Origin of the sequence: Flavobacterium sp. (assembly GCF_031537875.1) — a bacterium.
In the GTDB taxonomy this organism is placed as follows: Bacteria; Bacteroidota; Bacteroidia; order Flavobacteriales; family Flavobacteriaceae; genus Flavobacterium.
Map to the genome: position 1 here is coordinate 99,056 of NZ_JAVKNB010000006.1, position 26,161 is coordinate 125,216.

Annotated in this window: 24 protein-coding genes; 16 read left to right on the top strand and 8 right to left on the bottom strand. The window is 36.6% G+C overall.

The features are described from left to right. The first annotated feature begins 36 nt into the window (after positions 1-36). From gmd to RMR09_RS02980, 12 genes are all read left to right on the top strand, one after another. On the top strand, positions 37-1,149 hold the full coding sequence (gene gmd, locus RMR09_RS02925; RefSeq protein ID WP_310594325.1) for a GDP-mannose 4,6-dehydratase: 1,113 nt from the start codon (positions 37-39) through the stop codon (positions 1,147-1,149). 9 nt (positions 1,150-1,158) lie between these two features. After that, complete coding sequence (locus RMR09_RS02930; protein ID WP_310594326.1) at positions 1,159-2,094, top strand: GDP-L-fucose synthase; 936 nt, start codon at positions 1,159-1,161, stop codon at positions 2,092-2,094. Continuing rightward, positions 2,082-2,585, top strand: coding sequence for a phosphoheptose isomerase (locus RMR09_RS02935; protein ID WP_310594327.1), 504 nt, complete (start codon positions 2,082-2,084; stop codon positions 2,583-2,585). Before RMR09_RS02930 ends, RMR09_RS02935 begins: the two co-directional genes overlap by 13 nt. A gap of 153 nt (positions 2,586-2,738) precedes the next feature. Beyond that, entirely contained in the window at positions 2,739-3,293 is a 555-nt protein-coding gene (locus tag RMR09_RS02940) for a sugar transferase (RefSeq protein WP_310594328.1), read from the top strand. A gap of 126 nt (positions 3,294-3,419) precedes the next feature. After that, positions 3,420-3,968, top strand: coding sequence for a dTDP-4-dehydrorhamnose 3,5-epimerase (gene rfbC / locus RMR09_RS02945; protein WP_310594347.1), 549 nt, complete (start codon positions 3,420-3,422; stop codon positions 3,966-3,968). 1,241 nt (positions 3,969-5,209) lie between these two features. After that, positions 5,210-6,079 (top strand): dTDP-4-dehydrorhamnose reductase, encoded by an 870-nt coding sequence (gene rfbD, locus RMR09_RS02950; protein ID WP_310594329.1) that lies wholly within the window; start codon positions 5,210-5,212, stop codon positions 6,077-6,079. An 18-nt stretch (positions 6,080-6,097) separates the two neighbouring features. Continuing rightward, entirely contained in the window at positions 6,098-7,147 is a 1,050-nt protein-coding gene (rfbB, locus tag RMR09_RS02955; RefSeq protein ID WP_310594330.1) for a dTDP-glucose 4,6-dehydratase, read from the top strand. Between the two features lie 62 nt (positions 7,148-7,209). Further along, positions 7,210-7,602, top strand: coding sequence for a GxxExxY protein (locus RMR09_RS02960; RefSeq protein WP_310594331.1), 393 nt, complete (start codon positions 7,210-7,212; stop codon positions 7,600-7,602). 60 nt (positions 7,603-7,662) lie between these two features. After that, positions 7,663-8,532 carry a glucose-1-phosphate thymidylyltransferase RfbA gene (gene rfbA, locus RMR09_RS02965; RefSeq protein ID WP_310594332.1) on the top strand — a complete coding sequence of 290 codons (870 nt, stop codon included), beginning with the start codon at positions 7,663-7,665 and terminating at the stop codon, positions 8,530-8,532. 123 nt (positions 8,533-8,655) lie between these two features. Beyond that, positions 8,656-10,608 carry a nucleoside-diphosphate sugar epimerase/dehydratase gene (locus tag RMR09_RS02970; protein WP_310594333.1) on the top strand — a complete coding sequence of 651 codons (1,953 nt, stop codon included), beginning with the start codon at positions 8,656-8,658 and terminating at the stop codon, positions 10,606-10,608. Positions 10,609-11,558: 950 nt separating this feature from the next. Next, positions 11,559-12,992 (top strand): MBOAT family O-acyltransferase, encoded by a 1,434-nt coding sequence (locus RMR09_RS02975; RefSeq protein WP_310594334.1) that lies wholly within the window; start codon positions 11,559-11,561, stop codon positions 12,990-12,992. Continuing rightward, a complete protein-coding gene (locus RMR09_RS02980; RefSeq protein WP_310594335.1) occupies positions 12,992-13,870 on the top strand; it encodes a hypothetical protein in 879 nt (292 codons plus the stop codon). The genes RMR09_RS02975 and RMR09_RS02980 overlap by 1 nt, the downstream gene beginning before the upstream one ends. 567 nt (positions 13,871-14,437) lie before the next feature. On the opposite strand, the gene RMR09_RS02985 is transcribed toward RMR09_RS02980, so the two are convergent. After that, positions 14,438-15,571 carry a DUF4105 domain-containing protein gene (locus tag RMR09_RS02985; RefSeq protein ID WP_310594336.1) on the bottom strand — a complete coding sequence of 378 codons (1,134 nt, stop codon included), beginning with the start codon at positions 15,569-15,571 and terminating at the stop codon, positions 14,438-14,440. A 185-nt stretch (positions 15,572-15,756) separates the two neighbouring features. Here RMR09_RS02985 and RMR09_RS02990 point away from each other — a divergent pair, with 185 nt between their 5' ends. Beyond that, positions 15,757-16,482, top strand: a complete 726-nt coding sequence (locus RMR09_RS02990) for a CDP-alcohol phosphatidyltransferase family protein (protein WP_310594348.1) — start codon at positions 15,757-15,759, stop codon at positions 16,480-16,482. On the opposite strand, the gene RMR09_RS02995 is transcribed toward RMR09_RS02990, so the two are convergent. From RMR09_RS02995 to RMR09_RS03015, 5 genes are read right to left on the bottom strand one after another with little or no spacing between them, the layout of a single operon-like run. Beyond that, entirely contained in the window at positions 16,466-16,717 is a 252-nt protein-coding gene (locus RMR09_RS02995) for a DUF5808 domain-containing protein (protein WP_310594337.1), read from the bottom strand. The genes RMR09_RS02990 and RMR09_RS02995 overlap by 17 nt on opposite strands. An 11-nt stretch (positions 16,718-16,728) precedes the next feature. Then, the gene (gene lptB, locus RMR09_RS03000; protein ID WP_310594338.1) at positions 16,729-17,469 is read right to left on the bottom strand and encodes an LPS export ABC transporter ATP-binding protein; all 741 of its coding nucleotides are present in this window, start codon (positions 17,467-17,469) and stop codon (positions 16,729-16,731) included. A gap of 56 nt (positions 17,470-17,525) precedes the next feature. After that, the gene (locus RMR09_RS03005; RefSeq protein ID WP_310594339.1) at positions 17,526-17,870 is read right to left on the bottom strand and encodes a carboxymuconolactone decarboxylase family protein; all 345 of its coding nucleotides are present in this window, start codon (positions 17,868-17,870) and stop codon (positions 17,526-17,528) included. Next, positions 17,863-18,678, bottom strand: coding sequence for a twin-arginine translocase subunit TatC (gene tatC, locus RMR09_RS03010; RefSeq protein WP_310594340.1), 816 nt, complete (start codon positions 18,676-18,678; stop codon positions 17,863-17,865). The genes RMR09_RS03005 and tatC overlap by 8 nt, the downstream gene beginning before the upstream one ends. Continuing rightward, the gene (locus RMR09_RS03015; RefSeq protein WP_310594341.1) at positions 18,678-19,643 is read right to left on the bottom strand and encodes a KpsF/GutQ family sugar-phosphate isomerase; all 966 of its coding nucleotides are present in this window, start codon (positions 19,641-19,643) and stop codon (positions 18,678-18,680) included. Before RMR09_RS03015 ends, tatC begins: the two co-directional genes overlap by 1 nt. 73 nt (positions 19,644-19,716) lie before the next feature. On the opposite strand from RMR09_RS03015, the gene recQ reads away from it, so the two are divergent. Continuing rightward, positions 19,717-21,915, top strand: a complete 2,199-nt coding sequence (recQ, locus tag RMR09_RS03020) for a DNA helicase RecQ (protein ID WP_310594342.1) — start codon at positions 19,717-19,719, stop codon at positions 21,913-21,915. A 4-nt stretch (positions 21,916-21,919) separates the two neighbouring features. Here recQ and RMR09_RS03025 read toward each other — a convergent pair whose 3' ends face one another. Then, positions 21,920-22,159: a hypothetical protein gene (locus tag RMR09_RS03025; protein ID WP_310594343.1), complete on the bottom strand. Its 240-nt coding sequence runs from the start codon at positions 22,157-22,159 to the stop codon at positions 21,920-21,922. Between the two features lie 85 nt (positions 22,160-22,244). Here RMR09_RS03025 and RMR09_RS03030 point away from each other — a divergent pair, with 85 nt between their 5' ends. Together RMR09_RS03030 and RMR09_RS03035 are read left to right on the top strand one after the other, a co-directional pair. Beyond that, positions 22,245-23,315: a DUF2891 domain-containing protein gene (locus RMR09_RS03030; protein WP_310594344.1), complete on the top strand. Its 1,071-nt coding sequence runs from the start codon at positions 22,245-22,247 to the stop codon at positions 23,313-23,315. 29 nt (positions 23,316-23,344) lie between these two features. Continuing rightward, the gene (locus tag RMR09_RS03035; RefSeq protein ID WP_310594345.1) at positions 23,345-24,907 is read left to right on the top strand and encodes an FAD-dependent protein; all 1,563 of its coding nucleotides are present in this window, start codon (positions 23,345-23,347) and stop codon (positions 24,905-24,907) included. Here the strand turns inward: RMR09_RS03035 and RMR09_RS03040 are convergent, their stop codons facing one another. Continuing rightward, a complete protein-coding gene (locus RMR09_RS03040) occupies positions 24,908-25,987 on the bottom strand; it encodes a glycoside hydrolase family 130 protein (protein WP_310594346.1) in 1,080 nt (359 codons plus the stop codon). Positions 25,988-26,161: the final 174 nt, after the last annotated feature.

Here is a 26,161-nt window from a genome sequence, read left to right on the forward strand (position 1 = left end):
ATAGCAAATTAATAAAAATACATTAACATACTACATATGAAAGTAGCCCTAATTACAGGAATTACAGGTCAAGATGGTTCGTACTTGGCTGAATTATTATTAGAAAAAGGATATGTCGTTCATGGTGTAAAAAGAAGGGCTTCTTCATTCAATACGCAACGAATAGACCATATTTATCAGGATTTACACGAAACTCATGTGAATTTTAAATTGCATTATGGAGATTTGACAGATTCCACCAATATCATCAGAATTATTCAGGAGGTGCAACCGGATGAAATCTATAATCTAGGTGCAATGAGTCATGTAAAAGTGTCTTTTGATTCTCCAGAATATGTGGCTAATGTAGATGGTATTGGGACCTTACGTATTTTAGAGGCAGTTCGTATTTTAGGTTTAGAGAAGAAAACACGTATTTATCAGGCCTCCACTTCAGAATTGTATGGTGGTTTAGCTGAAAATAAAAATGAAAAAGGACTATATGATGAACACTCTCCTTTTTACCCTCGTTCTCCTTATGGAGCCGCTAAAATTTATGGATTTTGGATCACTAAAAACTATAGAGAGGCTTATAATATGTTTGCTTGTAACGGGATTTTGTTCAATCACGAATCCCCACGAAGGGGAGAAACTTTTGTAACCCGTAAAATCACCATGGCTACAGCCGCTATTGCTTTAGGACAACAAGACTGTTTGTATTTAGGGAATTTAGATGCACAACGTGATTGGGGACATGCTAAAGATTATGTAGAAGCCATGTGGCGAATCTTGCAACAGGGTGTTCCTGAGGATTATGTGATTGCTATGGGAGAAACTACTTATGTTCGTGATTTTGTGAGAATGGCATTTAGAGAATTAGGGATTGAAATTGAATTTATAGGTCAAGGAGTTGATGAAAAAGGGTATGTAAAAGCATGTAACAATCTTGATTATCAAATTGAAATTGGCAAACAAGTCATTGCGGTAGATCCGCAGTATTTCCGACCTACCGAAGTAGATTTGTTAATTGGCGACCCAACGAAATCTAAAACACAATTAGGCTGGGTACCGCAATATGATTTAGCAGGTTTAGTTAGTGAGATGGTAACTTCAGATGTCGAACGTGTGAAAAGAGATATGATGTTACAACAAAATGGCTTTAGAGCCTAAATAAATTTTATGGAAAAATCATCCAAAATATACATAGCAGGACACCGAGGAATGGTAGGTTCTTCAATTTTAAGAGCTTTGCAAGCAAAAGGCTATAGTAATTTTATTCTAAAGACTTCGGCGGAGTTGGATTTAAGAAATCAACAGGCTGTTGCTAATTTTTTTGCTGTTGAAAAACCGGATTATGTTTTTTTAGCTGCCGCCAAAGTAGGAGGAATTGTGGCTAATAATACCTACAGAGCTGATTTTATTTATGAAAACATGATGATCCAGTCGAATGTAATTCATCAAGCGTATCTAAATGGCGTTAAAAAACTACTGTTTTTAGGTTCGTCGTGCATTTATCCTAAATTAGCGCCTCAACCTTTAAAAGAAGAGTATCTATTAACGGGATTATTAGAACCTACGAATGAACCCTATGCTATTGCTAAAATTGCTGGAATAAAAATGTGTGATGCCTATAGAGTACAATATGGTTGTAATTTTATTTCTGTTATGCCAACCAATTTGTACGGTCCTAATGATAATTATGATTTGAATAATTCTCATGTTTTACCGGCATTATTGCGAAAATTCATTACTGCTAAAAATGAGGGAGCAATATCGGTTACTATTTGGGGTACTGGTAGTCCTTTGCGTGAGTTTTTGCATGCAGATGATTTAGCTGCAGCTTGCTTGTTCTTGATGGATAATTACAATGAGTCTGGATTAGTGAATATTGGAGTAGGAGAAGATATTTCGATCCTAGATTTAGCTAAAATGGTGAGACAAATAGTTGGATTTAGTGGTGAAATTATTACTGATAGTACTAAACCTGACGGAACACCTCGTAAGTTGATGGATGTTTCTAAATTGACTAATTTAGGTTGGAAAGCAACTATTAGTTTAGAAGAAGGAATTAAAAAAGTATATGAAGAAATAAAAGATCGTAATTGGTCGGAATAAATAATTTATTTATGATTTTTGAAACCATACAAAAAGAACTAGAAGCGCATTCCTTTGTAATCGTTTCAAAAGATCACAGCCGCCCTTGGGGTGGTTTTTTCGTTATTATTGAGCATCAAGCACAGCAATTTGCCAATCAGTATTTTGAGGGCTTGAATGTGTCTAGTTTGAAAATATCAGGGCAATTAAGCCCAAAAATTTTGGTAGTGGCGCCAGGCAAGCGTTTGTCTTGGCAATACCATTATCGTAGAGCCGAGATATGGCGCGTGATTAAAGGTCAGGTAGGTGTTAAAAGAAGTAAAGATGACACTGAAGGTGAGTTGGAGATTTTAAATGTTGGAGACACGATTACTTTGCAACAAGGCGAACGCCACCGTTTAATAGGCTTAGACGATTATGCCGTGATAGCTGAGATTTGGCAACATACAGACGCCGATCATCCTTCTGATGAAGACGATATTGTCCGGGTGCAGGATGATTTTGGAAGATAATTCTAAGTACGATTTACAATATTAGATATACGATTTAAAGGTTCGATATAGCAAGTATTCAGTGTTCAGTGCTAAGTTTTCAGAGTATACTAAATTATAGGTTATTGAACATCTTATAAACTCATAAACTTTCAACAATATAAACATTAAAATATGATTCGATTTTTTGATTTTATTTTTTCTTTGATTGGGCTGGTACTATTAAGTCCGATGCTTTTGATATTACTTATTGTAGGGTATTTTGATACGGGTTCTCCTGTTTTCTGTCAGGAGCGTGTGGGAAAGAACAAGCAGCCGTTTAATTTGTATAAGTTGCGTTCCATGCATGTGGATACGAAGTCGGTAGCCACGCATTTAGCGAATTATAGTGCGGTAACGAAATACGGGGCTTTTTTGCGCAAATCCAAATTAGATGAATTGCCCCAATTGTGGAATGTACTGCTAGGCGATATGAGTTTAGTGGGACCACGACCTAACTTATTCAATCAAATTGAGTTAATTCAAGAACGTGATAATCGAGGTGTGTACAATGTTGTGCCTGGAATAACGGGTTGGTCACAAATTAACAAAATTGACATGTCCACGCCACAACTTCTAGCCGAGACGGATGCTACAATGACTTCCAATTTGACCGTTGTTTTGTATTTTAAATACATCATCATGACGGTATTTGGCAAAGGTGGTGGGGATAGAATGATTCGAAGTTAGATTTACGAAGTACGATATACGATATACAAAGTTAGATTTATAATAATTAGAGATTGCGTCACTACGTTCGCAATGACTGACGGATATCAACCAACAACTGAAACCGATAACAGACAACAAATAAAAATGACAATAGAAAATACACCCATACAAGATTTACTCATTATCAACCCCACCGTATTTGAAGATGCGCGAGGGTATTTTTTTGAGGCCTATAATCAAAATACTTTAGCAGCACAAGGAATTAACATCCACTTTGTGCAAGACAACCAATCGTTTTCTAAACGAGGTACTTTAAGAGGCTTGCATTATCAAAATCCACCATACGCACAGACCAAGTTGGTTCGTGTGCTGCAAGGAGAAATCATCGATGTGGCGGTAGATATTAGAAAAGACTCGCCTACGTATGGTCAGCATTTTGCAATTCAGTTATCCGCCAAGAACAAAAAACAATTGTTGATTCCGCATGGTTTTGCCCATGGTTTTTCGGTCATCAGTGAAACGGCAGTAGTGCTGTACAAATGTGATCAGTTTTACAACAAAGCCAGTGAAGGCGGGATTCGTTTTGATGATCCTAGTTTGAACATTGACTGGGGTATGGACTTGAAAGATGCGATTGTATCGGATAAGGATTTGGTTTTGCCAGGTATAGAGGGTTGTAATAGTGAATTTTAGATTTACGATATTCGATTTACGATATTCGATTTACGAAGTGCGATTTGAAAATGTAGCAATATGAAAATGTAGCAATTGGGATTTAGTGAAAAGTGATTAGTAATTAGTTAAATCTGCATAATAATCTTAATGCAACTTAATTTCTTAATGGTTCAACTAACTCATTTGAACTTGAATTGAGCGAAGCGACTTTCTTATATTTCCTAATATTGTTTAATTTTTTTTAACCACAAAGTTCGCAAAGTCCTTCGACAAGCTCAGGATAACAGCACGGAGGCTCACAAAGTGAATAATCTTAATGTAGCTTAACTTCTTAATGGTTTGACTTAATTATCTGGATTTGAATTGAGCGAAGCGACTTTCTTATATTTCCTTATATGATTTATATGGTTTTTAAATATACGATTTTCGATTTACGATGTACGATTTGATAATGTAGCAATTTGGAAATTTGAAAATGTAACAATTCGTCTATTTAGCGCTAGACGTTCCCCTCTTGAAATCGAAGATTCAACGATTCCAAAAAAAAATATTAAAGAGAGTTATAGGGGCTAGGGGTGTGGGTACGATTTACGATATTAGATTTACGATTTACGAAGTGCGAGGTACGATTTGATAATGTGCTAATTTGAAAATGTAACAATTAGGATTTAGTGAAAAGTGATTAGTAATTAGTTAAATCTGCATAATAATCTTAATGCAACTTAACTTCTTAATGGTTCAACTAACTCATTTGAACTTGAATTGAGCGAAGCGACTTTCTTATATTTCCTTATATGGTTTAATTTTTTTTAACCACAAAGTTAGCAAAGTCCTTCGCCAAGCTCAGGATAGCAGCACAGAGGTTCACAAAGTGAATAATCTTAATGCAACTTAACTTCTTAATGGTTCAACTTACTTATCTAAACTTGAATTAACCGAAGCAACTTTCTTATATTTCCTTATACGATTTATATGGTTAAATAATTTACGATTTACGAGGTACGATATTAGATTTACGATTTGAAAATGTGCTAATTTGTAAATTTGAAAATGTATCAATTCGTCTATCTAGCGCTAGACGTTCCCCTCTTAAGAGGGGCTAGGGGTGTGTTATTTGATTTACGATATTCGATCCCGACGCTTCGGGACGATTTGATAAAAGAGATTGCTTCACTGCGTTCACAATGACAGACAACCGAAAACGGACAACTGACAACCAAAAAAACCTTAGCGCCCTTGCGACTTAGCGGCAAAAAAAAATGAAAAAAATACTAGTAACAGGTGCCAATGGCCAATTAGGTTCTGAATTGAGGGAATTGTCAGTTCACTATTCGCAATTCGAATGGGTGTTTGCGGATCGCTCGGTTTTGGATTTGAGTGATTTGGAATCTATATCCAATACGTTGAATGTTATTCAACCACATATCATTATCAATTGCGCGGCCTACACCGCTGTCGATAAAGCCGAAGCAGAAACCGAATTAGCCGATGTATTGAACCACCAAGCGGTGGCTGTTATGGCGCAGTGGAGTGCCAGTCATGCTTGTCGATTGATACATATTTCCACCGATTATGTGTTTGATGGGAATTCGAGTACAGCTTTGGATGAAGAAGCACCGACTGCCCCAATTAATGTGTATGGGCAAACCAAGTTATCGGGGGAACAAGCCTGTTTAAGAGAAAATACTGAAGCGATTATCATTCGAACGTCTTGGGTGTATTCTCGTTTTGGGAATAATTTTGTTAAAACAATGTCACGCTTGATGCAGGAACGCGATCAATTGAGTGTGGTGAACGACCAAATAGGCAGTCCGACCTACGCAGCTGATTTGGCACAAGCCATAATGACTATCATAACACATACTCACTGGCAATCGGGTATTTATCACTTTTCGAACGAAGGAAAAATCAGCTGGTACGAATTTGCGTTAGCGATTCAAGAAATCGGAGGTTTTGATTGTTTGGTGAATGGTATTCCGTCATCCGATTATCCTACACCAGCAAAGCGACCTCATTATTCCTTATTGGATAAATCGAAAATTGCAACTACTTTTGGAGTGGTGGTGCCAGGGTATCGGGAGAGTTTAAAAACATGTATAGAGTTAATTCGTATTAATTCGTGTAATTAGAGCAATTTATAAAAAGAAATGAAAAAAATACTCATCACCGGCGGTGCCGGATTTATTGGGTCTCATGTGGTGAGACGATTTGTGAATCAGTATCCTAATTATCATATTTTTAATTTGGATGCGCTGACTTATGCAGGGAATTTAGAGAATATTGCCGATATCGAAAAAGCGCCTAATTATACCTTTGTGAAAGGGGATATTGTAGATGCTCCTTTTATTGATGCTTTGTTTGCTGAATATCAATTTGATGGGGTGTTGCATTTGGCAGCCGAATCGCATGTAGATCGTTCGATTACGGATCCTTTGGCGTTTGTAAAGACGAATGTGATTGGTACCATGAATTTACTGAATGCGGCTAAAACGATTTGGAAAGACAAGATGGAAGGCAAACGTTTTTACCATATTAGTACCGATGAGGTCTACGGTAGTTTGGGTGCCGAAGGTTTGTTTACCGAAACTACGGCTTACGACCCGAATTCGCCTTATTCGGCTTCGAAAGCGAGTTCAGACCATTTTGTACGTGCCTATGGTGAAACCTATGGCTTGCCGTATGTGTTGACCAATTGTTCTAACAATTACGGGCCGTTTCATTTTCCTGAGAAACTGATTCCGCTTTTCATTAACAATATTATTCATAACAAGCCGTTACCAGTCTATGGTGATGGGAAATATACCCGCGATTGGTTGTTTGTAGAAGATCACGCGGTGGCTATTGATTTGGTTTTTCACAAAGGTGTGAATCACGATACTTACAATATTGGTGGATTTAATGAATGGCAAAATATTGAGTTGGTTCAGTTGTTGTGCCAAATCATGGACGAGAAATTAGGTCGACCAGCAGGTACTTCAGCTCAGTTGATTACCTATGTGAAAGACCGTCCAGGACACGATTTGCGTTATGCTATTGATGCCACTAAAATCAACAAAGAGTTGGGTTGGAAACCATCCGTTACTTTTGAAGAAGGATTGGAGCGCACGGTGAATTGGTATTTGGACAATCAAAAATGGTTGGATAATGTGACTTCTGGGGCGTATGCGAGTTATTATGAAAAGCAATACGCGAATTAAAAGACGAATGATCACGAATTGATGCGAATTAATCGAATTAACACGAATTAAACGAATTGATAATGGATGCCCCCTCCAAAATATTATATAAAGACGAAAGCTACGCTATTGTTGGAGCTTGTATGAAAGTACACCGAGCATTAGGTCCTGGATTTCTGGAAGCTGTATATGAAGAGGTTTTAGAAAAAGAGTTTGTCAGTCAAAACATTCCTTATAAAAGACAAGTGCAATTGGATTTGTATTATGAAGGGGTACAATTGAAAAAGCACTATAGAGCCGATTTTGTTTGCTATGATAGTATTGTTGTTGAATTGAAAGCAGTAGCTCATATACCTTCGGTATTTTATGCACAACTGCAGAATTATTTAAAATGCACGAATATGGAATTGGGACTATTGATTAATTTTGGCACTCCCTCCTTAACCTATAAAAGAATAGTAAACTCAAAAATTTAGATTAATTCGCGCAATTCGATATATTAGCGTAATTCGCGAAAATTCGTAAAATTAGAACCTATGAAAGGAATTATACTCGCCGGAGGATCCGGTACCCGATTGCATCCCTTGACCTTGGCGATGAGCAAGCAGATGATGCCTGTGTATGATAAGCCAATGATTTACTATCCGTTATCGACTTTGATGATGGCAGGTATTAACGAAATTTTGATTATTTCGACGCCTCATGATTTGCCTAATTTTAAAAAATTATTGGGTGATGGGTCTAGTATTGGTTGTCAATTTAGTTATGCCGAACAAGCCGTACCGAATGGATTAGCGCAGGCTTTTGTGATTGGGGCTGATTTTATTGGAAACGATTCGGTGGCCTTAGTTTTAGGAGATAATATCTTCTTTGGAGCGAATATGCAAGAGTTATTGCGTTCCAATACACAACCCGATGGAGGAGTAGTTTTCGCGTATCATGTTTCGGATCCAGAACGTTATGGTGTAGTGGAATTTGATGCTGATTTGAAGGCGCTTTCTATCGAAGAAAAACCGTTGGCACCAAAATCGAATTATGCTGTACCGGGTTTGTATTTTTATGACAATTCAGTAGTAGGGATAGCGAAGAATATTCAACCTTCTGCCCGAGGGGAATATGAGATTACCGATGTGAATAAGGAATACTTAAAACAGGGTAAATTGAAAGTGGGTATTTTGAGTCGAGGTACTGCTTGGCTGGATACAGGAACCTTTGCTAGTTTGATGCAAGCGGGACAATTTGTTCAGGTATTGGAAGAACGTCAGGGCTTAAAAGTGGGATGTATAGAGGAAATTGCTTGGCGCCAAGGTTTTATAACGGCCGACCAATTGAGAGCCTTAGCAGAACCTTTGTGCAAGTCAGGGTATGGGGAGTATCTTTTAGGATTGTTGAAACATAAATTGTAAGATTTTGTCGAAACAAATCTACTCGTATTTGTTTTTTATTCCATAAATTTATTTACTTTTGAGTTGAACCAAAGTGAAATTTTGGACAATACAATTTACAACTTAGTCATTTGAATACCAATTATGTCTGCAAAAGAAACTAATTCTACATCTTATTTTTCAAGAGAAAATCTGCGATTCAGTATTAGTAGTTTGAATTATTTGCCTCGATGGATTGTTCTTGCTATCGATATGGGAGTCCTTGTGGCTGCTTGTTTGTTTAGTTTTTTACTATTTAGAGGAACAGGGTTGACTTTTATTATTACGCCCTATTGGAAAGAGTTTATCGTCTTCTTTTTGACAATGAATGTTTTTTCGTTTTGGTTGTTTAGAACCTATTCTGGGATTATTCGCCATTCCTCTTATATCGATGCGGTTAAGTTGTTGTTTTCGCAAGTTTCTATATTAGTGTTTTTCTTGCTGTTCAATCTATTATATGAATTGAATTTTCAAGAAAAAGCATTTTTAAATACCGCTTTGTTTATTAATACTGTATTTGCTTTTTGCGGATTGTTTTTATATCGTATTGTTGTTAAGCGCGCGTTTGAATTGTATTTTTCAGATAATTCCAAAAATAAATTAGTTCGAACCATTATTTATGGGACTGATGCCAATGCTATTTCGGTTGCCAATGCATTGAATTTTGCAACTCCAGCTCGTTTTAAAGTAATTGGTTTTGTGGATCATCACAATCAAAACGGTTCTAAACGTTTGTTGGATTTGCCTATTTTGGCACAGAAAAAAAAATTACCTGCTTTGATGCGTTCCATAGGTGCTGAAGGCGTTATTATAGCAGATAAAAGCTTGACGAAAGAAGAACAAATTCATATTGTAGATCAGTGTTTGGAATTTAATTATAAAGCATTCACGGTTCCGCCGATTACTAATTGGGAGAATCAAAAAGAGATTTCTCAAAAAATTAAAAACATACAGATTGAAGACTTATTAGAGCGCAAACCGATTGTTTTGGATGATAAATCAATCTCTAAACAATTGAAAGATAAAACAGTTTTGATTACGGGTGCTGCGGGATCTATTGGTAGTGAAATTGTGCGTCAGGTTTTGACATTCAATCCTAAAGTTGTTTTGATGTTGGATCAGGCCGAAACGCCTTTGCATCAATTGACATTGGAAATCCAACAATTAGAAACTGACACGGTAATTTATAGTTTGATTGCCGATGTGCGAAGTAAAAAAGCAATGGAATCTGTTTTTGCGACCTATCGACCTCAGGTAGTCTATCATGCTGCGGCGTACAAACACGTTCCATTGATGGAGGAAAATCCTGCACAAGCTATTGTGACGAATGTGAAGGGAACTAAAAATGTAGCCGATTTATCTTGTAAATATGGAGCGGCTAAGTTTGTGATGGTGTCAACCGATAAGGCAGTGAATCCATCGAATGTGATGGGTGCAAGTAAACGTATCGCCGAAAAATATGTGCAATCGTTACAATGGAAACATAAAAAAGAGGAAACAGGGGTGGTGACCAAATTCATTACGACTCGTTTTGGAAATGTATTAGGATCCAATGGTTCGGTTGTGCCTTTGTTTACGAAACAAATTGCTGCAGGAGGTCCTGTAACCATTACACACAAGGATATTATTCGGTATTTTATGACGATTCCTGAGGCTTGCCAATTGGTTTTGGAAGCAGGTGCCATGGGTAATGGAGGCGAAATTTATATTTTTGACATGGGTAAACCTGTTAAGATTTATGATTTAGCACGCAAAATGATTAAGTTGGCTGGATTTACACCTGATGTCGATATTAAAATTGATGTGGTTGGGCTTCGCCCGGGAGAGAAATTGTATGAGGAATTGCTGAATGATTCGGCTAAGACTATTCCAACGCATCATGAGAAGATTATGATTGCTCAGGAGATGGAAGAAGAATTTGAAGACTTGCATCAAGATATTATTGAATTGATTACGGGTTCAGATGTTTTTGATAATGAAGCTATCGTTAGCCAAATGAAGAAAATTGTCCCTGAGTTCAAGAGTATGAATTCTACTTTTGCGGTTTTAGATAAGTAAGAAGTAATCGTTTACGATTTTAATAGTAATCCCTGGAGAGTTATTCTTTGGGGATTTTTTTTTGGTTATCAGTTGTCAGTTATCGGTTATCAGTTATTGGTTGTCGGTTGTTTGTTGTCGGTTATTGGTTGTATGTCATTGCGAACGAAGTGAAGCCTGCCTACCGCAGGCAGGCAATCTCTTGAATCAAACTTCGTTGTTCTTTGTTTCAAGTTTTATATTGATCACTTTTTTTAAACCATATAAGTCATATAAGGAATTATAAGAAAGTCACTTCGCTCAATTCAAGTCCAGATAAGTAAGTTGAACCATTAAGAAATTAAGTTGCATTAAGAATATTCACTTTGTGAACCTCTGTGATGCCCTCCTGAGTTTAGCGAAGGTGTTTGTGGTCTTTGTGGTTAAATATATTTAAACCATATAAGTCATATAAGGAAATATAAGAAAGTCGATTCGCTCAATTTAAGAACATTCAAGTAAGTTGAACCATTAAGAAATTAAGTTGCATTAAGATTATTCACTTTGTGAACCTCTGTGATATCTCCTCCTGAGCTTTGCGAAGGTATTTGTGGTCTTTGTGGTTAAATATATTTGAACCATATAAGTCATATAAGGAAATATAAGAAAGTTGCTTCGCTCAATTTAAGAACATTTAAGTTAGTAGAACCATTAAGAAATTAAGGCACATTAAGATTATTTACTTTGTGAACCTCTGTTGTGATGCCCTCCTGAGCTTTCCGAAGGTATTTGTGGTCTTTGGGTTAAATATATTTGAACCATATAAGGTCCTATAAGGAAATATAAGAAAGTCGCTTTGCTCTATTCGGCTTTGCTTCAGGTCGTAAATCATATATCTTAACTCGTATATCGTACCCCGTAAATCGTATATTATTAGTTTGTAAAAAGAATATATCTTAATTTCGCGTCTTTTAATTTCGATACCCACATTTATGTTTTTTAACTCGTTATCCTTTGCGGTTTTTTTACCCCTAGTTTTTGTGCTGTATTGGTTTGTTTTTAATAAAACCAAAAGCAGTCAGAATGCGGTATTAATTGTGGCGAGTTATTATTTTTATTCCTGTTGGGATTGGCGCTTTTTATTCTTGTTGGTTTTTTCTACTTTCTTGGATTATTATACGGGTCTCCAAATTGAAAAAGGCAAAACCGAATGGGGAAGAAAGTTTTGGTTTTGGTTGAGTATCAGTGTTAATTTAGGTTTTCTAGGCGTTTTTAAATACTATAATTTTTTCGCTAGCTCTCTTTCAGAAGCTTTGAATTCAATAGGCTGGTCGACAAGTCCGTTACTCTTGAACGTCGTATTACCTGTCGGGATTTCATTTTACACCTTTCATGGTTTGTCCTATGTGATTGATATCTATTTGAAACGCATTAAAGCCGAAACCAATTTTGTTGATTATTCTCTTTTTGTGAGTTACTTTCCGCTTTTAGTGGCCGGGCCTATTGAGCGTGCCACTCATTTGTTGCCACAGGTAAAAGTCAAACGTCATTTTGATTTTGAAAAAGCGAGGGAAGGAGTCTATCAATTTTTATGGGGATTGGTCAAAAAAGTAGTTATTGCCGATACTTGTGCTACCTATGCGAATGCTATTTTTGATTATTATCCCAATATGAATTCGTTATCTTTGATTTTGGGAGCTATTTATTTTGCCTTCCAGATTTATGGTGATTTTTCAGGATATTCGGATATGGTGTTAGGAATGTCGAAGTTGTTTGGAATCGATTTGTTACGTAATTTTAATTATCCTTATTTTTCGAGAGATATAGCCGAGTTTTGGCGTCGTTGGCACATTTCGCTTTCGTCATGGTTTCGGGATTATTTGTATATCCCGTTAGGCGGGAGTAGTGGCGGTTTAGGAATGAAAATTCGCAATACGTTTATTATTTTCTTGGTGAGTGGTTTTTGGCATGGTGCCAATTGGACGTTCATCGTTTGGGGATTAATCAATGCGGTGTACTTTTTGCCTTTATTGTTGCTCAAACGAAATCGCAACAATATGGAAACAGTAGTTTTAACTCACGATTGGCATTCGGTGCGTATTGTGGGAAGTATTCTAAGTACGTTTTTGTTGAGTTGTTTGGCTTGGATTTTCTTTAGAGCCAATTCGATTGAACAGGCGTTGCGTTATATTCAGCGTATTTTTACGGATCAGCATTTTACTTCTCAATTTTTGAAAAATGAACGCTACAATTATGAGTTGCTGTTTTTGATTGTTGCTTTTGTTGTGGTGGAGTGGAATTCGCGTACCCAAGTGGAACCTATTTCAGGAAAATATAGCGGTTTAAAACTAGTATTGTGCTTGGCCGCTATTTTGGCTTTGGGAACTTATTCGGATTATAAAGAATTTATTTATTTTCAATTCTAATGCAAAGATTTATACGTTTAATAGCCTTCGTACTCGTAACGGTTCTGCTTTTAGCAGTAGTTTTGGATTGGGTGTATACTACGATTTTTAAGCAATCTTCTACAAGAGGAAAAATTGAATATGTGTATCACGCTAGTCCGCAACAATATGATGTGGTTTTCTTAGGTTCGTCCAGAGCCAATAACCATTTTGTAGCGCCTCTATTTGAAGCAAAAGGAATCAAGACGTTCAACTACGGTATGAGTGCTTCGCATTTATTTGAAGCTTCGTTGTTATTGAAATTGATGGTGGAACGTCATTTTGTAATTAAGAATTTGATTCTAGAAACCGATTTGAATTTGGCTAACGAAAAACGAGACGCCGGGATTTCAGCGCAATTTTTGCCGTATCTTCATGATTCCAAAATTATCAAAGAGCACTTTGCTCAGGAGCATGATTTTTGGGAATTGTATTACATTCCGTTTTATCGTTATGTGGCTTTTGAAACTAAAATTGGTTTTCGTGAAATGAATCGAAGTTGGCGTGGTGTTCCTACTAATTATTTGGAAAATTTAGGGTATCATCCTTTGAGTGGTAAGAAGAAAGGAAACATGAAGAATGATATTCGTGCTTTGAATCCGTTGGATAATAAATACTACAAAGAAATCAAAGCCATTTGTAAGGCGCATCATATTCGATTAATTTCCTTAATGACTCCGATGTGTTCCAATGTGAAGGGCATGGATTATTTTGATAAAGTAAAATCCAAGTATCCTGAGATTTACAATTATGAGAATGCCGTTGAAGGCGATCAGTATTTCTCTTCTTGCGGGCATTTGAACGATGAAGGTGCTAGAAAGTTTACTAGAATTATTATGAAGGATTTCTTTGGGAAGTAGGGACGGTTTTCAGTTATCTGTTGTCTGTTATCTGTTACCTGTTGTTGGTTGTCTGTTGTCGGTTCTTTGTTCAAAATTCGTAGTTCTAATGTTCTAATGTTCAATATTCGATATAGATTTTTATAATGAAGTATGTATAAAACTTCGTAAATCGCATATCGTACCTCTTACCTCGTACCTCGTACCTCGTAAATCGTTAAACCATATAAGCCATATAAGGAATTATAAGAAGTCGCTTCGCTCTATGGAAGGGGCATATAAGTTATTGAACCATTAAGAAATTAAGTTACATTAAGATTATTCACTTTGTGAATCTACTTGATGTCTCCTGAGTTTGGCGAAGGGCTTTGCGGTCTTTGTGGTTAAAAAACTTTAAACCATAATAAGTCATATAAGAAAATATAAGAAGTCGCTTTGCTCTATTGAAGAGTATATAAGTTATTGAACCATATAAGTCATATAAGAAATTATAAGAAAGTCGCTTCGCTCTATGGAAGAACAGGTAAGTTATTGAACCATTAAGTAATTAAGATTCATTAAGATGTACTTATTTTCAAATTGATACATTTATAAATTTAATGATTCTTTTTTTCTCCAAAAACGTCTTATTAATAGAATTCCACTGGTAATGATCAAAGGGGCTACTATCCAAAGGTGGGCTTTGTTAAGTAGTAGTAGGGTGTAGCTTCCTAGTGCGATTAAGTTAAATACTAGCGTGTATTTTATCCACTTTGTATTGTTGGCTTTTGCGAAATATAACAAGACTAAAAGCGTTGGGTTGAATAGTAAGATGTTGTAGTTATTGGCTAATTCTAAGTGGGTTGAATAGATTCCTAATAGCACGAATGCCACTCCTAGAACTGCCATGATGGTAAGGTAAATTTTGTCCATGCTCTTTTTGTTGAGCCCTACAATAAGCACTAAAAAGAGGATGTAAGTGTAAGGATTGTTCCACCAAGAGTTGGCTGGTTCCGGTTGGAATTCGAGTAGGGTTTTGTTCTGGCGTACTATTGGTTGATGGTTTAGTTGTATTTGATCCAAACTTTTTTTCAGTTCAAAGGGTAAGAATATAACAGTACCTAACTGGTCTGTTTTGGTTCCAAAAATAATACTAGTGCCTAGTTGTTCGTAGAAATGGTTATTGAAATAGGGAAATAAAATAGTTCGGTAGGTTTTATCGGTATCGCCTTTTTTGACAATGAGATGTTGGTTTAAGGAGCGGTTGATTACCTCTGCCGCCATAGAAGTACAATTCTGGTCAATAAATTTATAGGTGTATTCTCTGTTTTCTAGTAGAAGGGATTGGTTCAGGTTGTCAAATAACTGTTGTGTTTGTGATGCTGAAAGGGATAATTCTTGCTCATAAACCGAACGTTTCTCATACGTATAATTGGCAATAAAATCGGAATACGAATTGGCAACAGCAAAATACTGAAGGTTGCCTTTAACGAATTTTAAAGCAAAATTAGCAGTGCTAAAATCAAAGGCGCCATAGTTGTATACAACATCAATTCCATTGGTTGCATCTGTTATTCTAATGGCAGTATGACCAAATAAGGCATAGACTTCGTTACCCGTACCACAAGTTAGCACACTTGCTTTGGCTTCTTTAGAAAGGAATGTGCGTTGCGCATACCCGATTTGGATGCTCGACCAAAACAGGATAAAAAACAACATTTTTTTTAATAAGGAAGACTTCATTGTAGTAGTATTTTGGGGTGTATTTTATTGGTTTCAAAAATAAACTTTTTTATGAAGTGAATTCAGAATTGGAGTTTAAATTATAGTAAAGTGAGGGATGGGAATAAAAAATGGGTCTCAAATCTCTTTCTCTTCCACTTATTGTATTAAATTTGCTCTCGACGATCCGAATAATTTGAATTATGATGACTATACAAAAGCATATTCCTAATGCCATTACTTTGATGAATCTTTTTTGTGGCTGCATTGCGGTGGTATTTGCCTTGAACAACGATTTTGAAATGGCTTTTTACTGGGTGAGCTTAGGTATTTTTTTGGATTTCTTTGATGGCTTTTTTGCTCGTTTGTTTCAAGTGTCAAGTCCGCTTGGATTGCAATTGGATTCCTTAGCCGATATGGTTACTAGTGGGGTTGTTCCTGGAATTGTGATGTATCAATTAATGGGAAGCTCGAGTTCTTTCCCACAATGGGGTTGGTCTATGGAGCCTTGGCCTTTTCTAGGTTTCTTAATCACTTTAGGTTCTTGCTATCGTTTGGCTAATTTTAATATTGATACTCGTCAAACGGATTCTTTCATTGGCTTGCCTACACCTGCAAATGCCTTATTTATCTTGAGTTTGCCTTTGGTGTTACAATATTCTGATTCGATGTTGGTATTAGAATTACTAACGAATCCATGGGTATTAGTCCTTATTACTTTGTTGAGTGTATATATGCTTAATGCTGAGATTCCGTTATTTTCTTTAAAAATCAAAAAATTTAGTTTCAAAGAGAATGCGCTTCAAATAAGGTTTTTTATCTGCTCGGTAGTTTTAATTACTAGTTTTCAATATGCAGGGATTCCTCTAGTAATTGTAATTTATGTATTACTATCTGTTGCAGTTAATAAAGGGTTCAAGACGACATCTTAACTAAAAGGCTATTGAAAGAATTAAATAGTAACATTGCAAAAAAGATAGAGACCATAAATATTACAAATAACAAAACTGATTTTGGATTGGCAAAATTGACCGTCCAACCCATCCATTCGATTCTTTTTGGAGGGAGTAATCGCTTGTCTTCTTTGTTGTAATAGAGGAAACCCCATTTCCAATTGTTAGGGTCTTTTCTCCATTTTTCTAGTGTTTCTTTACTTGGTTTTTCCATCCTTTTGAATATTAGAATTCTAATTTTTTCTTTCTCAATTCAAAATTTTGCCCCAAGTACACTCTGCGTACCATTTCGTCTTCTACTAATTCTTCAGGGATACCTGCTTTTAGAATTCCTCCTTCAAACATCAAGTAGGTCTTATCAGTAATGGCCAAGGTTTCTTGTACGTTATGGTCAGTAATTAAGATACCAATATTTTTATTTTTCAACTGTGCTACAATTCGCTGAATGTCTTCTACAGCAACCGGATCCACTCCTGCAAAAGGTTCGTCTAATAAAATGAATTTTGGGTCGGTTGCTAAACAACGCGCAATTTCGGTACGACGTCTTTCGCCTCCTGAAAGTAAATCCCCACGGTTAGTACGGATGTGTTCCAAGCTAAATTCAGCAATTAAACTTTCCATTTTGGCTTCTTGTTCGGCCTTCGATAAGGTAGTTAATTGTAGTACGCTTAATATGTTGTCCTCGATACTTAGTTTTCTAAAAACAGAGGCTTCTTGAGCCAAATAGCCAATCCCCGCCTGTGCTCTTTTGTACATAGGATAATCGGTAATGTCTAGATTGTCCAAGTGAATTGTGCCTGAGTTGGGTTTGACCAAGCCTACAATCATATAGAAAGAAGTAGTTTTACCGGCTCCATTAGGCCCTAAAAGCCCCACGATTTCTCCTTGGTTCACTTCTACCGAAATCCCTTTTACAACACTACGGCCTTTATAGGTTTTGATTAGATTGTCTGCTCTTAATATCATCTTAAATGTGTAAATTAATCAATTGATAAATGTAGCAATTGAGGTTCATTGGTAAATTAATTATTTTCTAAAGCCTCCCAAAACTCATAGGCTCTTCGTAAGTGAGGTACTACTATGGTGCCACCTACTAAAGTAGCAATTCCCATAGCTTCCATCATTTCCTCTTTGGTCACACCTTCTTTGTAGCTTGTTTCTAAATGGTATTTTACACAGTCGTCACAACGCAAAACAGCAGAAGCAACTAACCCTAGCAATTCTTTGGTTTTTACATCCAAAGCACCCTCGGCATACGCATTGGTATCCAAATTAAAGATGCGTTTGACAATTTTATTGTTGTCTGCCAATAATTTTTCGTTCATTTTAGAACGGTAGTCATTAAATTCTTGAACTATATCAGCCATTTTCTTTCTTTTGGTTACGAACTACAATTTTAGATATCAGGATACTCGCCTCATAGATGATCAACATCGGAATAGCGACAATAGTTTGACTCACCACATCGGGAGGGGTCACAATAGCGGCTACTATTAAAATGATTACGACTGCATATTTCCAGTATTTTCTCAAGAAAGTTGGTGTTACTAATCCTAGCTTGGTCAAGAAATAGATGATGATTGGCAATTCAAAGAACAAACCACTCGCTACAATACTTGTTTTTACCATTCCGATATACGAATCAATGCTGAATTGGTTTTTGACTACGTCACTAATTTTGAAGGTAGCAAAAAAGTTAACCGACATTGGGATAACCACAAAGTAGCCAAAAAGAACTCCTAAAAAGAAAAGCATAGAAGAGACGAAAATGAATAGCTTGGCGTGTTTTCTTTCTTTTTCGTATAAGGCTGGGCTAATGAATTTCCATAATTCCCATAAGATGTAAGGGAATCCCAAAATAAATCCAGATAAAATACACGTCCATACTAAGATGTTGACTTGTCCTTCCATATCGGTGTTTTGGATGATGAAAGGCATTTCGGTTACGCAGATACTATCGGCAAAACCTAATTGATGTGATAAATCACAAAAAAATCGATAGGTGATGAAATCAGGGCTTGTAGGTCCAAAAATGATAACATCAAAAATATAGTCACTTACAAAAAAAGTGGCTGTCGCCAAAATCAGAATGGCAATTGTACTTCGAACCAATAACCATCGTAGTTCTTCTAGATGATCTAAAAACGACATTTCGTTTAAGTTTTTCTTCGCCATTATATAATTCCTTCTTTTAAAATATCGTGTAAATGCAATACGCCTTTGAATTCTGAATCGTCTACCACAATCAGTTGGGTAATTTTGAAGTCTTCCATAAGATTGAAAGCATCAATTACCATCGCTTCTGAGGTAGTTGTTTTAGGGTTTTTAGTCATGATGTCTTGGGCAGTTAGATCTGCAAAGGAATCTCTATCGTTTAACATGCGGCGAATATCTCCATCGGTAATAATTCCAACCACTTTGTTGTTCTCCACTACAGCGGTTACTCCCAATCGTTTTTCCGAAATTTCGAAAATCACTTTTTTGATAGGTGCATCTGGAGCTACAATTGGTTTCAAGGAATTTTCCAACATGTCTTTTACACGAAGCAATAGTTTTTTGCCTAAGGCGCCACCTGGATGGTAAACAGCAAAATCTTCGGCTTTGAAATCACGCATTTCCATTAAGCAAACTGCTAGCGCATCGCCCATTACCAATTGAGCCGTGGTGCTATTTGTTGGTGCTAAATTATTAGGACAAGATTCGCTATCTACAGTAGTGTTTAATACTAAATCAGATCCTTGCGCCAAAAAAGAGCTCATGTTTCCGGTTATAGCTATTAAAAGATTGTCAAAACGTTTCAATAAAGGGACTAAAACTTTAATCTCAGGGCTATTGCCGCTTTTAGAAATACAGATTACAATATCGTCTTTCTGTAGCATACCTAAATCACCATGAATGGCTTCGGCTGCATGCAAAAATAGTGATGGAGTTCCTGTTGAATTGAAGCTAGCTACCATTTTTTGAGCAATAATAGCGCTTTTTCCTATTCCGGTAACGACTAGTCTGCCTTTGGAGTGGTAAATTTTCTGCACCGCTTCTGCAAAGTTTTCGTTCAGAAAATCAGCTAGTTTAGCAATGGATTGGCTTTCTGAAACTATGGTTTTTTTGGCTGTAGCCAAAATATTTTGCGTTGTTATCATTAAATTTGCGATTGTAAAAGAAAATTGTATCTTTATGTGATGCAAATTTATACAAAATCCCACATAATAAAGAATGAATTCAAACGAAATTGATATCCATAAAGAATTAAAGAAGTATTTTGGCTTCAGTCAATTTAAAGGATTGCAAGAACAGGTTGTCAAAAGTATTCTTGAAAAACAAAACACCTTTGTGATTATGCCCACAGGAGGAGGTAAATCACTATGTTATCAACTCCCAGCTTTGATACAGGAAGGTACTGCCATTGTAGTTTCGCCATTGATTGCTTTGATGAAAAATCAGGTGGATGCTATTCGAAGTCTTTCGTCAGAAAATGGTATTGCTCATGTATTGAATTCCTCTTTAACCAAAACAGAAATTACTCAAGTGAAGAAAGACATCACGTCTGGAATCACTAAATTATTATATGTTGCCCCAGAATCATTGACCAAAGATGAATATGTACAATTTCTTCAATCCGTAACGGTTTCTTTTGTTGCCATTGATGAAGCGCATTGTATATCAGAATGGGGACACGATTTTAGACCTGAATACCGCAATTTGAGATATATTATCAAGCAATTAGGAGGTGATGTGCCTGTAATTGGTTTGACTGCTACGGCAACTCCTAAAGTTCAAGAAGATATCTTGAAAAATTTGGATATGTCGGATGCTAGAACTTTCAAAGCCTCATTTAATAGACCCAATTTGTATTATGAAGTGCGAACTAAAACGAAAAATATTGAATCGGATATTATTCGTTTTATCAAACAAAACAAAGGTAAGTCGGGTATTATTTATTGCTTAAGCCGTAAGAAAGTAGAGGCTATTGCCGAAGTTTTACAAGTAAATGGGATTAGTGCGGTGCCGTATCACGCGGGATTGGATGCTAAAACCAGAGCCAAACATCAAGATATGTTTTTGATGGAAGATGTTGAGGTGGTTGTGGCTACTATTGCTTTTGGAATGGGAATTGACAAACCGGACGTTCGTTTTGTAATTCATCACGATATTCCAAAATCACTGGAAAGTTATTATCAAGAGACAGGACGTGCGGGACGAGATGGAGGCGAGGGTCACTGTCTTGCGTATTACTCTTATAAAGATGTTGAAAAATTAGAGAAATTCATGTCGGGTAAGCCTGTAGCAGAACAAGAAATTGGATTTGCTTTGTTACAAGAAGTAGTGGCTTATGCTGAAACTTCGATGTCTAGACGTAAATTTTTACTCCACTATTTTGGGGAAGAATTTGATAGCGAAACTGGTGAAGGCGCTGATATGGATGACAATGTTCGCAATCCAAAAACTAAAGTTGAGGCTCAAAACAATGTGGTTAAATTGCTAGAAGTAGTAAGAGATACTAAACATTTGTATAAATCCAAAGAAGTGGTTTTTACTTTGATTGGTCGTGTTAATGCTATTATTAAAGCGCACAAAACCGATTCACAATCCTTTTTTGGTTGTGGTGCTGATTTTGAGGAAAAGTATTGGATGGCTTTATTGCGCCAGGTACTAGTAGCGGGTTATTTGGCTAAAGATATTGAGACCTATGGGATTGTGAAAATCACTGCTAAAGGATTGGATTTTATCAAAAATCCAACTTCTTTTATGATGTCTGAAGATCATGAATATAATGAAAGTGAAGATGACGCTATTGTAACTGCAGCGAAGTCTTCTGGAACTGCCGATGAAGTTTTGATGGGTATGTTGCGTGAATTACGTAAAAAAGTAGCTAAGAAATTAGGGGTGCCGCCTTTTGTGGTTTTCCAAGATCCTTCGCTTGAAGATATGGCTCTAAAATATCCTATTACACAAGATGAATTAATCAATATTCATGGTGTAGGAGAAGGTAAGGCTAAGAAATACGGCGCTCCATTCGTGGAGTTAGTAAGTCGTTATGTAGAAGATAATGATATTGTTCGTCCGGATGATTTGGTGGTAAAATCTACCGGAGTTAATTCGGCAAACAAATTGTATATTATTCAAAACATCGATCGCAAATTGTCACTAGATGATATCGCTTCCGCCAAAGGAATGTCGATGGATGATTTGATCAAGGAGATGGAGCAAATTGTGTATTCCGGAACTAAACTCAATATTAAATATTGGATTGATGATTTATTGGATGATGAGCAACAGGAAGAAATTCACGATTATTTTATGGAATCTGAATCTGATAAAATTGAAGATGCACTGAAAGAATTTGATGGTGAATATGATATTGACGAATTGCGTTTGATGCGTATCAAATTCATTAGTGAGGTAGCTAACTAGCGCTTTACTCTTGGTAAATTTCTCCGCGGTGTGGCTTGAGTGCATCGCGTACCGCAATCATATAGTCGTCAGTAACCACCATATAAGCAATTGCATGCATTTCGTTTAGTAGTTCAAAACCAGTGATATTGAGAGGTAGTTTTTCAATAGCACTATATTCTTTGAGGTGAATTTCGTGATGTTCTGCTGTTTTTGCAGCAGCAGGACCTCTAAAATCCCAAATTAATTTAATTTTTCGTTCCATTTTTTACAATTGAATAGCAAAGGTACAAACTTTGGATTGTGTTGTTTGCCTAATTTTTATAATTATATTTGATAAAAATATTTTTATGAAGAGTACAATTGCACTACTATTATTGACCTATTCGTCTTTATTTGCTCAGGAATTAAGTTTGGAAAAAGCCAATCATTTGGCATCTTTGCCATTAAAATGTTTGCAACAAGAATATCCAAACAAGTTACAACAGTTGTTAGTGAATAGTTCAGAAATTGCTGCTCCAAAAAACCTTCATCCCGCTTTTTATGGTTGTTTTGATTGGCATTCTTCGGTACATGGACATTGGAGTTTAGTCTATTTATTGAAAAGATTTCCTGGTCTAGCGTATCGAGAAGCAATAATCAATAAATTGAAAACTAATTTATCTAAAGAAAATATTCAAACCGAAATCAATTATCTTTCCAAAAAACACGAAAGTTCTTTTGAAAGAACGTATGGCTGGGCTTGGTTGTTACAACTTCAAATGGAATTAGATACTAGTCCTGATGCGTATGCCAAAGATTTGGCTCAAAATTTAAGACCATTGTCGGACTTGATAGTGACTCGCTATATGGAATTTTTACCTAAATTATTGTATTCTATCCGAGCAGGAACTCATACCAATACAGCATTTGGGTTGAGTCTTGCTTGGGATTATGCTGTTTTCACTAATAATAAGCAGTTTCAAAATAGTATACAAGAGAATGCGATTCGTTTATTTATGAAAGACGAAAACTGCCCATTCAATTGGGAGCCAAGCGGAACCGATTTTCTTTCACCTTGTATGGAAGAAATTGGAATTATGCAACGTGTTTTACCACCAACTACTTTTTTAAGTTGGCTTGCTCAATTTGCACCACCTCTTTTTGATACAAAATTTAGTTGGGAAGTGGCCAAAGTTTCCGATAGAACCGATGGGCATTTGGTGCATTTAGATGGGTTGAATTTCAGTCGTTCTTGGAATCTATTTCATTTGATTCATCAGTACCCAAAACAGTTTTTACATTTACAAACTTTAGCTAATGAACATCTTAATTTTTCTTTAGCTTCCGTAGTTGATGGTAATTATGAAGGGGAGCATTGGTTGGCTTCTTTTGCTTTGAAAGCTTTTGAAGAAAGTAATCCTCATAAAAAGATGCAATAAAAAAGCAATGCTTTTTCTACCTTTGCACCATGCCTAAAGAATTATTACTCCAAGTTAGTCCTGAAATTGCTGCAAACCAACTTTTGCTCCAACAGTATTTGTCTAAACAAATTAAGGTGGGTGTGTCTGATATACAGCAGGTTGTTGTATTGAAACGTTCTATTGATGCGCGCCAAAAGGCTATTAAAATCAATTTGAAAGTAGTCATTTATTTACAAGGCGAATCTTTTCAAGAGACATCTATAGCACTTCCGGATTATCCAAATGTTGCAAATAAACAGGAAGTAATTGTGATTGGCGCTGGTCCAGCAGGACTTTTTGCCGCTTTGCAATTGATAGAATTAGGATTAAAACCCATTGTTGTTGAACGTGGAAAGGATGTTCGTGGTCGTCGTCGTGATTTGAAAGCCATTAACCGCGATCATATTGTGAATGAAGATTCTAATTATTGTTTTGGTGAAGGTGGAGCAGGAACCTATTCTGACGGCAAGTTGTATACGCGTTCAAAAAAGCGAGGAGATGTGACTCGAATTTTGGAATTGTTAGTGGGTTTTGGAGCTACTCCCGATATTTTAGTTGATGCACATCCGCATATTGGAACCAATAAGCTTCCTCAAATTATTCAGGATATTCGCGAAAAAATTATTGAATGTGGTGGACAGGTTTTGTTTGAGACTCGCGTTACTGATATTTTGATTAAGAATAATGAGGTACAAGGTATAGTAACTCAAAAAGGAGATACCATTGAAGCCAATAAAATTATATTGGCAACAGGGCATTCGGCACGTGATATTTTTGAATTATTGGATCGTAAAAAAGTGTTGATTGAAGCTAAGCCTTTTGCTTTAGGTGTGCGAGCTGAGCATCCACAATCGTTAATTGATAGTATTCAGTACAGTTGCGATTATCGAGGTGAGCATTTGCCTCCCGCTCCGTATTCGATAGTGAAACAAGTGGGTGGCCGTGGGATGTATTCCTTTTGTATGTGTCCCGGAGGCGTTATTGCCCCTTGTGCTACTAGTCCAGGCGAAGTGGTTACCAATGGTTGGTCGCCATCCAAACGAGATCAGGCTACTGCCAATTCAGGAATTGTCATTGAATTGAAGTTGGAAGATTTTGCACCATTTGCTAAATTCGGACCTTTGGCTGGAATGGAATTTCAAAAAAGTATCGAGCAAAAAGCATGGCATTTAGCAGGGAAAACACAACGTGTACCTGCCCAACGAATGGTGGATTTTACTCATAATAAAGTATCGTCTAGTATTCCAGCTACCTCCTATGTTCCTGGAACTACTTCGGTGGAGATGGGACAGGTGTTTCCTGGGTTTTTAAGTCAGATTCTACGAGAAGGTTTTACCGAATTTGGAAAATCCATGAAAGGGTATTTGACCAATGAAGCTATTTTGCACGCCCCTGAATCGCGAACTTCTTCGCCAGTTCGAATTCCAAGAGATGGAATTTCGTTGGAGCATTTACAAATCAAAGGTCTGTATCCATGCGGAGAAGGAGCAGGGTATGCAGGCGGAATTATTTCGGCAGCTATTGATGGCGAAAAATGTGCTTTGAAAATTGCTGAAAGTTTACACCAATAACTACTGATTTCGCACCGCAACTGCAATTTTTGAATCGGCAGTTCCATAATACAAAAACCATTTGTTTTTAAAGAAAACCAATCCTTCTACGAAACACACTTCGTTTACCTCACCCATTTTTTCATAGGGTTTATCAGGATGAATGAAATGATTTTGAGTACGGTCAATTAATTTGTATGGTTGGTCTTTGTCAAATAAGGCTTGACCCGCTGCATAGGTAAATTTGGGTAATTCGGCAGTATTGTAATTGGCTGCATTACTACCATTGTAGATTAGTACAATGCCTTCTTTTTGTAAAAGCGCAAAAGGCCCTGGTTCCACTAACCGACTATCAAAATATCCCATTCTAGGATGTAATACACTAATCATTTTTTGATTTTCTTCGTTGATAGCGGCTTTCCAATGAATAAGATCTTCAGAATACGCCATGAATAAGTCGGTATCTCCAAAATACATCCAATACTGATTGTTAATTTTAGCGGCTACAATTTTATCTCCTTTTCTTTCGCCTACAATAGCACCCGATTTTGCCCAAAGGTCTTTGTATTTTTCGTCTTTTAAAACCAAACCTTGTTTTGTCCAATGCTTCAAATCTTTGGAAGTAGCAAAACACAATCGAGCCACTTTGCCATCATACGAAGTGTAGGTCATTATATACGAACCATCGGGACTTTCGATTACTCTTGGATCTTCAACGCCGCCTTTCCATTCGTAGGAATTCATGCTGTCATTGTCAGGAAAGAAGATAGGTTCGGCTTCTTTCTTGAAGTGCAAACCATCCTCGCTAATCGCTAATCCTAAACGAGAAGTCATTTGATTGTCTTGCGCTCGGTAGATGAGATATACTTTATTGTCTTTTACTATTACAGATGGATTAAGGACATTGCGTTCTTCCCAACTCACTTCTTTGTGGCTCACCGGACAAACAAATTTTTGTTTTGTATTTGGAGATAGAATAGGATTGATACTATCTATTTTTACAAAGTCAAGTAGCGCCCAATTGGGTTTGGTTTCTTGTGCTTCAATTGTATTGAAGCTTAGAAAAAAAAGAAGAAGTGTAAAACGAATGGCTTGTTTCATCGGGTTGTGTTTTATTAAAATCAATTCAGTAACCCCGTTGGGTGTAATTATTAAAAACGTCAGTTCGAGTGTTTTTTGTGTAGTAAAACGGAACAAAAAATGTATCGAGAACCGTTTTTAATGAAATTTTTCTTGTTCTCGATACAATTTTCTTCCCGAAGCGTCGGGAGAAAA